This window comes from Kribbella sp. CA-245084 (assembly GCF_050942355.1).
Classification (GTDB): Bacteria; Actinomycetota; Actinomycetes; order Propionibacteriales; family Kribbellaceae; genus Kribbella.
This window is the reverse complement of sequence record NZ_CP192053.1, coordinates 2,461,549-2,474,667: the sequence shown is the minus strand read 5'-3', so window position 1 is coordinate 2,474,667 and position 13,119 is coordinate 2,461,549. Positions and strand designations below refer to the sequence as shown.

Here is a 13,119-nt window from a genome sequence, read left to right as displayed (position 1 = left end):
TCTCCCCGATCCCCCTGCTAATCTTCTCTTCGTTCGCGCCGCTAGCTCAATTGGCAGAGCAGCTGACTCTTAATCAGCGGGTTCGGGGTTCGAGTCCCTGGCGGCGCACAACAGCCCAGGTCACGCGAGTGTCCTGGGCTTTGCTGTGTCTCCGACACACCACTTACGCACCACTTTGCGCTTGGCCGACGCAGATCTAATCGGCCAATTCTCGCCGCTCGCTCCGATCGACCTTCATCTGATCGTGACTGTGCGTCACATCACATCGCTGCGCATCGTTGCCGGAATCTCGGTTTCCGCCGACCGCCCTCGTCGAAGGATTGGTCGCCGGCGGACACGCGAAGGCAGCCGAGCTGCGCAGGTCCCACCGTTTCGGCAGTGAGATCGGCAACCTGGCGCTCGCGATCCATGAGGACCGTCCGGACGACGTACTCACCGTGCTCCGCCGTGGTGGCGATCGGGTCACGTTCATCGAGGACGAAGACCACGAGAGACACTGCGATCCGCACTGCTCCCGGACGTACTCGCGATCCGGCAAGCTGCCGAAGCCGGCAACGCGGACGCCGCCCTGGCCGCACTCCAACGGCATCGCCTGCTTTGCGCCCACCGCGACGGCCCGGGGGCGTCACGTACTGGAACCGGACCATCGAGCGCTGGATCACCGAGGAGACCGAAGACCCTCTCTGGGACACCTGGTACGTCGGCCGGCCCATCCTGGTCGCCGCCAACGACTACGGCCTCGGCATCTACAACGGCGAGTTAGCGTCACCGCGCGACGACCGGACGGTTTCCTGCACGTCTACATCGAGAGTACTCGCGGCCGCCTCGACTTCTCGCCCGGCCGACTCGGTAACGTCGAGACCCTGCACGCGATGACAATCCACAAATCCCAAGGCAGCCAAGCCGCCGAAGTGACCGTGCTGCTTCCCGGCGAAGACTCGCGGCTCCTCACCTGCGAACTCTTCTACACCGCAGTCACCCGCTCCCAGGACCAGGTGCACTGCTCCAGGTGGGCGACGTCGCGAACGTCGACCTTCGTGGCGAGGTGGGCGGTGATGGCTTCCGCAGCCGCTCGCGGGCTCGCCGCGGCCGCTGGGAAGCGCCCAACGGCCGCGGTGCGGGCTCCGCGCGCGTTTCCACAGCAGGACGCATAACCTGCCGTCGCGGACCGACAGGACCACGGCGAGCACTTGGTGCGGATAACTGGGAAGTTCGCTCGATCATCTTTCTTGGCTGCAGGCACGCACCGCGAGCGCTGAACCGAAGGACGGCATCGAACCCGCGGACAAAGGAGACGGAGTCGATCCCATCGACGCAATCGGCAGAATCGATCCACGACTTGCGATCGAAAGGGACGAATTTTCCAATCTCACTGACGATCCGCCCATGACCTCAGGTCAAGCATCACTCACCGATACCTTGTGAGCGACTTCGACGTGTTCGGGCGGTGGGGCTCAGAGGTCGCAGTGGTGGATCGAGCCGTTTGTGATCACCGCCCGTAGGGTCTTGGCTGGATCGGCGAGTACGGCGACGTCCTCGAGTGGGTTGCCGTCGATGATCAGGAGGTCGGCGACGGCGCCGGGTGCGAGGACACCGACCTCGCCGGCCATGCCGATCAACTCTGCCGCCACTGTGGTCGCGGAGCGGATGATCGACTCGGCGCTCTGGACCTCCTTGCGGATCGTGAATTCCCGATTCTGTTGACTCTGCAGCTCGCCCAGCAGATCGGTGCCGAAGACGATCTTGAGCCCGGCGCGGTCGGCGGCTTCCAGGGTGGCCAGGCCGCGCTCGATGACCTGGGCGTTCTTACGTACGTTGTCCGCCGTCAGCCCGATCGACGTCCCCGCCTCGCCCATGGCCTGGTAGGCGACCAGCGTCGGGACGTAGTAGGCATCACGTTCGGCGAAGAGCCCGAAGACGGACTCGTCCATCAGGTTGCCGTGCTCGATCGAACGGACCCCATTCTCGAGGCCCTGCCGCACGGCAGCGGTCGTGTAGGCGTGACCGGCGACGTACTTGCCGGCGTTGGTCGCAGCGAGAACTGCTGCCCGGATCTCCTCCGGCGAGTACTGCAGATCGGAGATCTTGTCGGTCGGCGACGCGACGCCGCCACCGAGCATGATCTTGATGTGGTGCGCTCCGCGCCGAAGCTCGTTCCGGGCGGCACGGAGTGCCTCGTCAACACCGTCGGCGATGGTGCTCAACGACTCACAACAATCGTCATGATGGTCACGGCCCGGCGACCGGCCGTCGCCATGCCCGCCGGACTGCGACAGCGCGCGACCACCGAAGATCAGCCGCGGGCCGGACACCCGACCCTCGCCGACCGCGCGCGCCAACCCGACGTCCGCACCGCCGACGTCGCGCACGGTGGTGAAGCCGCGATCCAGCATCCCCTGCAGGAGCTCCGCCGACCGGAAGGCCCGATAGCTCGCTGGAACATCCTCGAGCCTACTGAGGTCGACCTCGTACGCCGTGACATGGACATGCCCGTCGATCAGCCCGGGCATGACCACCCGGCCGCCCGCGTCGATGGTGATCGATTCACGGTCATGGACCTGCTGCGCGGCACCGACCGACCGGATCCGACCATCCTCGATGACGAGTTGCTGGTCGGGTACCAAGGTCGCCTCCGTGCCGGTGAGGTCGAGGACCGTGGCGTTGCTGATACTGGTGATCATCGCGGCTCCGGTTCGGTGAACGGCGACGATCCGCGCCTGGCGATGAAGCTGTCGATCGCGTGATCGATCACCGGCAGCGGCACGCTCCCCAGCGACAGGATCTGGTCATGAAAGTTCCGGACGTCGAAATCAGCCCCGAGTGACTCTTCGGCCCGGCGACGGGCTTCGATGATCTTGAGCATTCCGAGGTAGTACGCCGTTGCCTGTCCGGGCCAGGCGATGTAGCGGTCGACCTCCGTCACGACTTCATGCTCGCTGATCGCGGTGTTGTTCCGGAGGTAGTCCTGCGCCCGCTCACGGCTCCAGCCGAAGGCATGCATTCCAGGATCGATCACCAGCCGGACAGCGCGCCACATCTGGTAGCTGAGCATGCCCATCAGCTCGAACGGCGTCTCGTAGATGCCCATCTCGACGCCGAGCCGCTCGCTGTAGAGTCCCCAGCCCTCTCCGTACGCCGAGATGTAGACCTTCTGCCGGAACTCCGGGTGCTGGGTTTGTTCGAGGGCGAACGGGATCTGGAACGCATGCCCGGGGGCAGCCTCGTGCAGGGTGAGTGCCGGGATCGAGTAGAGCGGCCTGGCGGCCAGATTGTAGGTGTTGAGGATGTAGCGGTGCGGTCCGCCGCGTCCGAAGGTGTAGAACGGCGCCAGGTCCGGCGGCGGCTCCTCGATGCCGAATCGCATCCGCGGCATCCGGCCGAAGTAGTGATGCGCGACGGCGTCGAACTTCTTGGCCTGCCACGCCGCGAACCGCAGCAGTTCCGTCGGCGTGGTCGCATAGAACTTCGGGTCGCTACGCATGAACGCCAGCATCGCGTCGGCGTCGACGAATCCCACCGAGGCGGCGACCTCGGCCATCTCGTCGCGGAGGGAGGCCACCTGTTCCAGGCCGATCTCGTGGATCTGCCGGGCGGTCAGCTCGGTCGTCGCGTACTCGCGCAGCTGAGAAGCGTAGAACTCCTCGCCGCCCGGACCGTTCACCGCCGCGATGTCGTCCGGCAGGCCGGGAAAGTACTCACTCGTGAAGAACTGCAGAAGCCTACGGTACGCCGGGAGGACGTCGGTGGTGAGTACGTCGTGACCGACGCTGATCAGCCGCGCGCGCCCGGCGACTGTCTCGGGCAGCGTGCCGAACGGCTGGGCGAAGCTCACGTCCTCGGGCCGGGACTCCGCGACCGACCGGATCGTTGCCTCCCGCCCGATCATCGAGACCTTGGCCGGAGCGAAGCCACGCTTGACACCGGCGCGCATGTTCTCGATGTTCTGATCGATGTAAGCAGGGGCCTGCCGCAACCATTCGATATAGGTCTCGGCGTCATCGGCCGATCCGAGCCGGCGACGGGACTGGCTCGTCAGGTCTATCCAGAAGGCGGAGTCCGCGTTGGCCGGCCGTTCGAACATCCGGTACGCCTGCCGGCCGATCAGGGTCTTGATCTGGAAGCGGTAGACGTCGAAATCCTCGGCCTGCTCGGGCGTCAGCCTGGTTCGGTCGATCTTCTCTAGTTGATCATCGACCTCCCGCCAGCGGACGGCCCTGTACTCCTGTCGCTCCGGTCCGACGTCGGGCAGCCGTGGCTCGAGCGGCTCGTCCAGCGAGTGGTCCGGGAACTCCTGCCGACGCCAGGCCCATTCGTCCTCGGCGATCTTGCTGAAGCCGTCGTACTGATCACTCATGACTCTCCCCAAGCACGAAGGATGCGATATCAGCGGACTGCGCTACCCGGGATTCCTCGTGCACGTAGGTCATGTGCCCGGCCGGATAGTACTTCCGGACGATCTTGTCGGTGATCGCGGACGGTACGTCGAGATGGTCCAGGACGTACTCACTGGCCGAGAACGGTGTGGCGGCGTCGTAGTAACCGAACCCGACGTACACCCGCAGGTCGGGCTGTGCCCGCAGCGCGGCGGACAACTCGTCCGTGATCGTCACTGCCCGGCCCTCGAATTCCTGATAGGACCAGGGCTGTACGCGATCGGTCAGGATCTCGTACTCGAGGTCACTGTGGAACCCCAGTTCGGCGCGGACGTAGTGATTGAACGCCGCGGTGTACGGCAAGAAGATGAACATGTGCGACGGGTCGGTCTCCTGCTCCTCGTTGTTCAGGTTGGCCGGCACCGAAGTGAACCTGGTGTCCAACCGGCCGGTGTCCAGGCCACGGTCACGCAGGAGTTCGGCGAAGAAGTGCTTGTGCTCGATCCGGAACCGGGCTCGTTCGATGTAGCCGGGATCCAGGCCGGTCAACTCCGACAGGCCATCGGCCAGCTCGGCCCGTTCGTCGGCCGACAGCCGCGATCCCTTGGCCAGCGCCGGCGCGTAGGTCTCGGCGGCGTACGTCCGGGCCCGTTCGATCCGCTCCTCCACCTCGGCTGTGTTGAGGCCACGGTGATAGGCGGCGGTCGCCGCGTAGGTCGGCAGGAAGTGCACGTACGGAAGATCGTTTCCGCGGGTGAAGCGGATGGTGCCGAAGTCCAGCACCGCGCTGATCAGGATGATCCCGTTCAGGGCGATGCCGTGGCGGGTGACCAGTTGCCCGGCCAGCGAAGCGGCGCGGGTGGTGCCGTACGACTCGCCGGCCAGGAACTTCGGGGACAGCCAGCGCTGATGCCGGCCGAGCCAGATCCTGATCACCTCGCCGACAAGGTCACGATCACGGGTGTAGCCGTGGTATTCGGCCGGCTTTCCGCCGACCACCGCGCGGGTGTAGCCGGTGGTCATCGGATCGATGAAGACCAGATCCGCGAACCGCAGCAGCGTTTCGGCGTTGTCGGCGATCCCGTACGGCGCGGTCCGTGGATCGTCGACATCGCCCGCCAGCACCCGGCGCGGCCCGAACAGCCCGAGGTGCAGCCAGACCGAACTCGAGCCCGGCCCGCCGTTGAACGCGAACACCACCGGGCGATCGCCGTCGCCGCCCTTGGCCACATAGGACGTGACGAAGACCTCGGCCTTCGGCTTGTGACCGGCGAACTTCTCGTCCTCGACGAGTTCCTCGTTGATCACCATCGTGCCGGTGATCGCCTCGTACTCGACCTCCCAGCCGGGACCGCTGATGGTGTGCGTCGTGGTGACCAGGTTGTCCGTCGGCTCCTTGGTATCGCCGGCGTCCTCGGCCTTGTCGTCGTGATCGTTCTCGGTCGGCACGTGATCCGATCCTTCCCAGCTTCAGGTTGTCCTCACGGTTGCTGGTCGAGCCTCTCGCGCGTCCACACCTCCAGCCCGTCGGCGTCGATCGGGAGCGCGTCACTCAGAACGTCCGACCCCTCGCCAGTCACCAGCACGTCATCCTCCAACCGAACACCGATCCCGCGAAGCTCCGGCGGCACCGTCAGATCGTGGGCGTGGAAGTAGAGGCCGGGCTCAACGGTCAACACCATGCCAGGCTCGAGCGGAGCGCCGTGATAGGTCTGCCAGCTCGACTGCGAGCAGTCGTGGACGTCCAGCCCCAGATGGTGACCGATGCCGCAGACGAGCCACCGCCGATGCTGTTGACCCGCGGGCGACAGAGCCTCGTCGACCGAGACCGTCAGTAGTCCCCAGTCCCGCAGGCCACGAGCAACCACTTCCATGGACGCGAAGTGGAAGTCGCTGTAGGTGTTCCCGGGACGAACCTGGGCCAAGCCCGCACGATGGGCCTGCTCGACCAGATCGTGAACCCGACGTTGGTCGGCGCTGAAGGTGCCCGAGGCCGGCAGCGTCCGGGTGACATCGGCGGTGTAGCCGGTGTCCGCCTCCACACCCATGTCCAGCAACAACACCTGGTCGTCGTGGATCGGGCCGTCACACCGCACCCAATGCAGGATCGGGGCATGCGAGCCGGAACCGACGATGGTTGCGTAGCCGGGCCCGTTGCCGACGGCCCGAGCGTACCGATCGAACGTGCCCTGCAGCCAGCGCTCGCCACGCACCGGGCCGCGTGCTCGGATCGCCGCCGGGATCTCCCGGGCGACCGCTGCGAAGCCCTCAACGGTCTGATCGACGGCGTACCGGAGTTGGCCGACCTCCCAGTCGTCCTTGATCCTGCGAAGGTCTGAACAGACTCGATCCAGCTCTTCGGAGCGCTCTGCCGCGAACTCTGTGGCTGGCACCCGGCGGCCAGCCAGAACCGTGCCGGCCCCGGACAGTGCCGATGTGAGCTCCGAGACCGGACGGACGGTGATGCCCAGTGCCTGGGACCATTCAGTGAGCCCGGCCGACGGGCCGACCCAAAGTTCCCCGTGCGAGGCGTTGGAGAAGAAGCCGGTCTCGCCGGGGCGGAACGGCGGCGGCATGAACAACGTGTCCGCTGACGCATCCGAGCCGACGAGCAGGTACGCGTCCTCGATCCCGACACCGGTCAGCCAAAGGAAGTCGCTGTCGGCTCGGAAGTCGTAGGACGTGTCGTTGACGCGGACCGGCGACCGGCCAGCGGCCACCAGCAGCAGTCTGCCCGGCAGGGCCTCGCGCAGACGGTCGCGATGTGCGGCAGCCGACGCTGCAGCACCGTCGCTGACCGGTGCCGGGATCGTCCGGTCATCCCAGCCCTGGCCGATGCTGTCGACGAAGGCCGGCACCGCGGCCAGCCGCGGCGGCCGGGTTCCCAGATAGGGAATCTTGTGATCGTTGGTTGTGAATGTACTCACCGTCGCTCGCTTCCGTCGTTGTCGATCCTGGAGCAGGTCAGTTCTGCCAGCCGAAGTCCTGCACCGGAACCGACCCGTAGGCGGCCAGCCCGAAGAACGGAACTGGTGCGAGGTTGGCCAATCCCTTCTTGGTCGTGACCACAGCGGGGCCGTTGACGGTCGGGAGCTCACCCCAGGTCTGCTTGTACCAGTCGGACTCGAGTTTCATCGCCGCCTGGGTCTGCGCTTTCGGGTCCGGGATCTTGGACAGTGCCTGCAACTGCTTGTCCAGGGCCGTGGTGCCGGCGGCGCTGTTGTTGCCCGCACCCGCCGATGCAGCGGCCGGGGAGCAGTAGAAGTAGCAGATGTAGTTCGCGCCGTACGGGTCACTCATCGAGAAGCCGGACATGAAGGCGTCCCAGCCGTGACCGGTGAGCGTCTTGATGAAGTCCGCGCTGGCGATCTGCTTGATGTTGACGGTCACGCCGACCTGCTTCTCCATCGAGATGATCGCCTTGCCCTGGGCAACAGTGCTCGGATCGTCTCCGGACAACGGAAACTCGATCGTGAGTTTCTCGCCGTTCTTCTCGCGGAGACCGTCGGCGCCCTTCGTCCAGCCGGCGGCATCGAGCAGCTGGTTCGCCTCATCGGTGCTGAACTTGTATCCGGCGTTGCCGACCGAATCGGAATAGCCGTCCTGGAACGGCAGCAAGATGAGCGATCCGCCGACGGCGCCGGTGTAGCCGAGTCCGTTGTACTGGATCTTGGCCAAGGTCGTGCGGTCGATCGCCTCCAGAATCGCCTTCCGCACGTTGATGTCCTTCAATTGAGGACGAGAGGCGTTGAGAATCAGCAGGCCGATGCCGTTCGACGTCGAGCGGTGGACGGTGACGTCCGACATGCTCTGGACCTGGGCCAGCCGGTCCTTGGTGGCCGTCGCCGCCATATCGACCTCGCCGTTCTTGAACGCGTTGATCTCGGCGGTCTCCTCCATCTGCTGATAGACGACCTGATCCAGCTTGCCCTTGTCGCCCCACCACTTCGGGTTGCGCTTGAACACGATCCGGCCGGTCTTGAAGTTGGCACTGGCCACCGTGTACGGCCCGGCGCCCCACTCCGCCGGCAACTTGTTCTGGTAGGCATTGTTGAAGATGCTGGAGTCGGTGACATGCGGATTCAGAACTGCTCCGAACCCGCTCTGCCACCAGGCGTACGGACCCTTGTAGGTCACCACGGCCTGCCGGTCGTTCGTCCCCTGCTTCACCGATGTGACGTTCGAGCAGTCGCTGGTGGTCTGGTACTTCGGATCCGACCCGTTGCAGGACTTCCAGGTCAGCTCGAAACTCTTCCACGTCATCGGTGTGCCGTCATTCCAGACAGCCTTGGGATTCAGGGTGTACGTGACAACCGTGTTGCCGCCCGTTTCGGACTGGCTGATGTCGGACAGATAGTCCTTGTTGTAGGACCACTTGCCCTCGGGCGTCAAGAACGTCAATTGCGGGTTGTACCAGTTCCAGATCGCCGCGCTCGCCGTCGTCGTACCGACGGCCATCGTGTTCTCCTGCGACGGAATCTCGGTGACCGGGATCGTCACCGTGCCGCCGTCTTTGATCTTGTCCCGCGGCTGCGGGTTCCAGTCCACGCTGAACGCGTTGGCAAGTTTCTTCGTCTCGTCGTCCCCACCGCCGGAGCCGTTGCTTTTGCCGGCCGAGCATGCCGACATCGTCAGCACAACAGCCATCGCACCCGCCACCGCGCCGAAGATCCCATTACGAGGTCGCATCTCTTGTTTCCTTCCGTCAGGAAAGTGCACATCGTCACCGCCAATGGCATGCATTGACATGCACACCCTCGACACCGGTGAGTGTTGGTGTCTCGTCCCGGCAGTGCGCCTGGCGATCCGGTGGGAGACTTTGATAGAGCTGGCAGCGGCTCACGAACCGGCACCCAGGGGAATTGTCGATCGGGCTCGGCAGGTCACCGGTCAGCAGAATTCGTTCCCGGGCGCGTTCCTTCACCGGGTCGGGTAGCGGGATCGCCGACAGCAGTGCCGCCGTGTACGGATGCTGTGGATCCTCGAAGACCGCGCCGACCTCGCCGTACTCGACGAACTTGCCCAGATACATCACACCGATTCGGTCGGCGATGTGGCGGACCACCGACAGGTCGTGCGCCACGAACAGGAACGAGATGCCCAGCTTTGCCTTCAGTTCTTCCAGAAGGTTGATGACACCGGCTTGAATGGAGACGTCCAGCGCCGATACCGGTTCGTCCAGCACGATCAGCCGCGGATTGGTCGCGAGAGCTCGCGCGATGCCGATCCGCTGCCGCTGCCCGCCGGAGAACGCAGCCGGAAACCGGTCGCTGTGCTCCGGATTGAGGCCGACCAGATCCATCAGTTCCTCGACACGCTTCTCGACCTCGTCGGACGAGTACCGAAAGGCGCGCATCGGCTCCGCGATCAGGTCGAAGACGGTCGATCGCGGATTGAGTGAACCCATCGGATCCTGAAAGACGATCTGCAGGTCGCGACGCAGAGTCCTGAGCTCGCGCTTGTTCAGGCCCGTGACGCTGCGACCGTTGAGTTGGATGTCGCTCCCGTGCTGGGGCGCCAACTCCATGATCTCCAACAGGGTGGTCGTCTTGCCGCAGCCGGACTCCCCGACGATCGCCATCGTCTCCCCCTCGCGGATGTCGAAGGAGATGCCGTTGACCGCGTAGACCGTACCGATGCGTCGCTTGAGAACCGCGCCCTTCAATAGCGGGAACTCTTTCACCAGGTTGTCGACAACCAGCACCGGCTTGCGCTCACCACGAGGAACCTGTGCGAGCTCACTTTCGGCGATCTCCGGGATCGGGAAGATCGGCCGGCCGTTGATGGTGCCTCCGGCTCCGATCTCACCCGCACGGATACAGGCAACCTGGTGCACGGAGTCTCGATCGTGCCTGTCACCGGTGTCGTCGTTCGAGCGATTCAGGACCTCCACGAGCTGAGGAACCTCGCCTCGGCAGGCATCGAGCACGATCGGGCAGCGGTCTGCGAACTGGCACTGGTCGGGCAGGTCGATCAGGATCGGAGGGTTACCCCGGATCGGCACCAGAGGCTGCGTCTCATGACGATCGGCTCGCGGAATCGCGGCGAGCAGCCCGATCGTGTAGGGCATCCGCGGCTGGGCGAAGACCTCATGAACCCCGGCATGCTCGACCGGTCGGCCGGCGTACATCACGACGACGTCATCCGCGACGCTCGCCACGACGCCCATGTCGTGCGTGATCATGATGACGGCAGCACCCGTCTCCTCCTGGGCGCGCTTCAGCACCTGCAGGATCTGGGCCTGAATGGTGACGTCGAGAGCCGTCGTCGGCTCGTCGGCGATGATCACCTGCGGGTTGTTCGCGATGGCCATCGCGATCACGACCCGCTGCCGCATGCCGCCGGAGAACTCATGTGCGAAGGACTTCAACCTGCTCTCCGGTTGCGGGATCCCGACCAGCCGGAGCAGTTCGACGGCCCGTTCGGCCGCCTGACGTCTGCCCATGGCGTTGTGGATCGTCAGCGCCTCGACCAGTTGGTCACCAATGGTGAAGACCGGGGTCAAGGTGGACAGCGGATCCTGGAAGACCATCGACATGTCCTTGCCACGGATCCTCGACATGGCCCGGTCGTCCAGCCCGAGCAGTTCCCGGCCGTCGAGCTTGATCGATCCACGCACCGAGGCCGCCTCGTCCAGCAGGCCCATGATCGCCAGGGAGGTGACCGACTTGCCCGAACCGGACTCGCCGACGATGCCCAGCGTCCGGCCGGGCTGCAGGTCGAACGAGACTCCGGTGACGGCGTCCACCCGGCCGGCTTCCGACGGGAAAGTCACCCGCAGATCACGAAGTGCGAGCAGTGCATCGGACCGCCTGGACGGCAGCGAATCGGCCATCTTCGTCTCGGTCATGCGCGGCCCCCCGCCGCGGACTGAGGATCGAAAGCATCCCGTAGGCCGTCAGCGACCAATGCCATCGACACCGTCAACAAGGTCAGAGCGGCTGCTGGGAAGTAGAACAGCCAGGGTGCACTCGAGACTGTGTCCGCGCCGCTGCCGATCAGCGCCCCCAGCGATACATCGGGCGGCTTGACACCGAATCCGATGAACGACAGTCCGGTCTCCGATATCACCGCACCGACCACCCCGAGCGTGAATTGAATAATGAGCAACGAGCCGATGTTCGGAATGATGTGCCGAACGACGATGCGCAGTCCGGGCACGCCCATGTAACGGGAGGCGCTGACATACTCACGCTCACGGATCGACAACGACAACGTCCAGATGACGCGGGCCGGCCAGAACCAGTTGACCAGCAACATGATCACGGCGATCACGATCCAGCTGCCACCGGAATGGTTCGAAAACAGAGCCAGGATCAGGAAGGTCGGCACGACCATCAGGAAATGAATGACGCCCAGCACCACCCGCTCGAAAGCGCCGCCGAAGTACGCCGCCGTGGCACCGATGACTGCAGAAAGCACCGTCGTACCGGTGGAGACGACCAAGGCGATGATCAACGAGCGCTGCAGACCGTGAACCGTTTCTGCGTACAGGTCGTTGCCGGCATCGTTGGTTCCGAACCAATGATCGGCCGACGGGGGGCTCGAGAGGTTGAGGAAATCGGTCTCCAGATAACTGTGCCGGGCAGGGAGTCCGCCGAGGATCGAGAATCCGACGATCGCGCCGAAGATGATCAGGCCCGCCACCGCCGGACGGTTCCGAAGAAAGCGGCGGGTGTAGAGCGCCCGTCGCGACAACCGCTTGCGCCTGGTCCCCGCCGGAGCGGCAGTCAACTGGTCATCGACATCACCGACGCTCATGTCAATGCACCCGCACTCTCGGGTCCAGGAATACCACGGCGATATCGGCTAGGACGGCGCCGATCGCTGTCATCAGGGCGCCGAAGGCAGCGACTGCGACCACTCCGTTGATGTTCATCTTGTTCAGCGTGTCGATGAAGTACTGGCCCATGCCCTGCCAGTTGAAGATCGTCTCGGTCAGCACAGCACCGGTGAACAGGCCAGGAATCGAGAAGGCCACCTGGGTGGCGACCGGGATCAACGACGTCCGCAAGGCGTGCTTGCGGATCGCTTGCGCCTTGGTCAGTCCCTTGGCCCGCGCCATTCGCACGTAGTCAGCCGATATGGTGTCCAAGAGCAACGACCGCTGCAGCATCTGGGTGCCGGCATAGCTGATGAGCACCAGCGAGATCGTCGGCAGCGTCAGGTGTTGCAGCAGATCGGCGACCTTGCCGAACCCGTGCGCGTCGGCCGAGGACGAGCCGGTCACGTAGAACATTCGGGCCCCGATCTTCTGGTTGAACCAGATGGCCACCAGCACGGTCGCCAGCGACATCACCACCACCGGGATGTTCAGCGTGATGATCGAGATGGCCTGGACGATGCGGTCCGACACTTTGTACTGCCGGGATGCGCTGTAGATGCCCAGGCCGATGCCGATGATCGTGTACAGCACGAACGCGCCCAGCAGCAACTCGGCGCTGACCCCGATACGGAAGGCGATCTCGGAATTCACGGGGTCCCCGGTGGGGCTGTTTCCCCAGTCCCAGTGCAGAACGATGCCCTTCGCCCACGTCCACCAGCGCACGAAAATGCTCACGTGGCTGTCGAGGTTGTTCGCCCGCAACAAAGTCTCGATTTGCGTCTCCGTCAGCGGCGGCCGTCGACCGACGAACAGCGTGCGCGGATCAAGAAAGGCATTTGCCAAAAAGTATGTGATGTTGGTTGCCAGAATGACCATCAACAACCAGCCGCCGATGCGGCGAGCCAAGTATTTAGGCACTTA

Annotated in this window: 9 protein-coding genes and 1 tRNA gene; 2 read left to right on the top strand and 8 right to left on the bottom strand. The window is 64.6% G+C overall.

Going from position 1 to position 13,119, the window contains the following annotated elements:
* Positions 1 to 35: 35 nt before the first annotated feature.
* Positions 36 to 108: transfer RNA gene (locus tag ACQPYH_RS11980), tRNA-Lys, on the top strand.
* A gap of 170 nt (positions 109 to 278) precedes the next feature.
* Entirely contained in the window at positions 279 to 1,154 is an 876-nt protein-coding gene (locus ACQPYH_RS11975; RefSeq protein WP_432890075.1) for an ATP-binding domain-containing protein, read from the top strand.
* Between the two features lie 300 nt (positions 1,155 to 1,454).
* Here the strand turns inward: ACQPYH_RS11975 and ACQPYH_RS11970 are convergent, their stop codons facing one another.
* The 8 genes from ACQPYH_RS11970 to ACQPYH_RS11935 are packed head-to-tail and all read right to left on the bottom strand — an operon-like array spanning position 1,455 to position 13,116.
* Positions 1,455 to 2,681: an amidohydrolase family protein gene (locus ACQPYH_RS11970; protein WP_432890073.1), complete on the bottom strand. Its 1,227-nt coding sequence runs from the start codon at positions 2,679 to 2,681 to the stop codon at positions 1,455 to 1,457.
* On the bottom strand, positions 2,678 to 4,354 hold the full coding sequence (locus ACQPYH_RS11965) for a DUF885 domain-containing protein (RefSeq protein ID WP_432890071.1): 1,677 nt from the start codon (positions 4,352 to 4,354) through the stop codon (positions 2,678 to 2,680). The genes ACQPYH_RS11970 and ACQPYH_RS11965 overlap by 4 nt, the downstream gene beginning before the upstream one ends.
* The gene (locus ACQPYH_RS11960; protein ID WP_432890069.1) at positions 4,347 to 5,822 is read right to left on the bottom strand and encodes a S10 family peptidase; all 1,476 of its coding nucleotides are present in this window, start codon (positions 5,820 to 5,822) and stop codon (positions 4,347 to 4,349) included. Before ACQPYH_RS11960 ends, ACQPYH_RS11965 begins: the two co-directional genes overlap by 8 nt.
* A gap of 32 nt (positions 5,823 to 5,854) precedes the next feature.
* Positions 5,855 to 7,300: an aminopeptidase P family protein gene (locus tag ACQPYH_RS11955; RefSeq protein ID WP_432890067.1), complete on the bottom strand. Its 1,446-nt coding sequence runs from the start codon at positions 7,298 to 7,300 to the stop codon at positions 5,855 to 5,857.
* Between the two features lie 37 nt (positions 7,301 to 7,337).
* On the bottom strand, positions 7,338 to 9,062 hold the full coding sequence (locus ACQPYH_RS11950) for an ABC transporter family substrate-binding protein (RefSeq protein ID WP_432890065.1): 1,725 nt from the start codon (positions 9,060 to 9,062) through the stop codon (positions 7,338 to 7,340).
* Positions 9,063 to 9,096: 34 nt separating this feature from the next.
* Positions 9,097 to 11,223 (bottom strand): dipeptide ABC transporter ATP-binding protein, encoded by a 2,127-nt coding sequence (locus ACQPYH_RS11945; RefSeq protein ID WP_432890063.1) that lies wholly within the window; start codon positions 11,221 to 11,223, stop codon positions 9,097 to 9,099.
* Positions 11,220 to 12,134 (bottom strand): ABC transporter permease, encoded by a 915-nt coding sequence (locus ACQPYH_RS11940; RefSeq protein ID WP_432890061.1) that lies wholly within the window; start codon positions 12,132 to 12,134, stop codon positions 11,220 to 11,222. Before ACQPYH_RS11940 ends, ACQPYH_RS11945 begins: the two co-directional genes overlap by 4 nt.
* Position 12,135: 1 nt before the next feature.
* Positions 12,136 to 13,116 carry an ABC transporter permease gene (locus tag ACQPYH_RS11935; protein ID WP_432890059.1) on the bottom strand — a complete coding sequence of 327 codons (981 nt, stop codon included), beginning with the start codon at positions 13,114 to 13,116 and terminating at the stop codon, positions 12,136 to 12,138.
* Positions 13,117 to 13,119: the final 3 nt, after the last annotated feature.

Excerpts from the sequence above, each read along its gene's own strand:
- ACQPYH_RS11965 (WP_432890071.1), bottom strand. The coding sequence starts at position 4,354 with ATGAGTGATCAGTACGACGGCTTCAGCAAGATCGCCGAGGACGAATGG.
- ACQPYH_RS11940 (WP_432890061.1), bottom strand. The coding sequence starts at position 12,134 with ATGAGCGTCGGTGATGTCGATGACCAGTTGACTGCCGCTCCGGCGGGG.
- ACQPYH_RS11945 (WP_432890063.1), bottom strand. The coding sequence starts at position 11,223 with ATGACCGAGACGAAGATGGCCGATTCGCTGCCGTCCAGGCGGTCCGAT.
- ACQPYH_RS11970 (WP_432890073.1), bottom strand. The coding sequence starts at position 2,681 with ATGATCACCAGTATCAGCAACGCCACGGTCCTCGACCTCACCGGCACG.
- ACQPYH_RS11950 (WP_432890065.1), bottom strand. The coding sequence starts at position 9,062 with ATGCGACCTCGTAATGGGATCTTCGGCGCGGTGGCGGGTGCGATGGCT.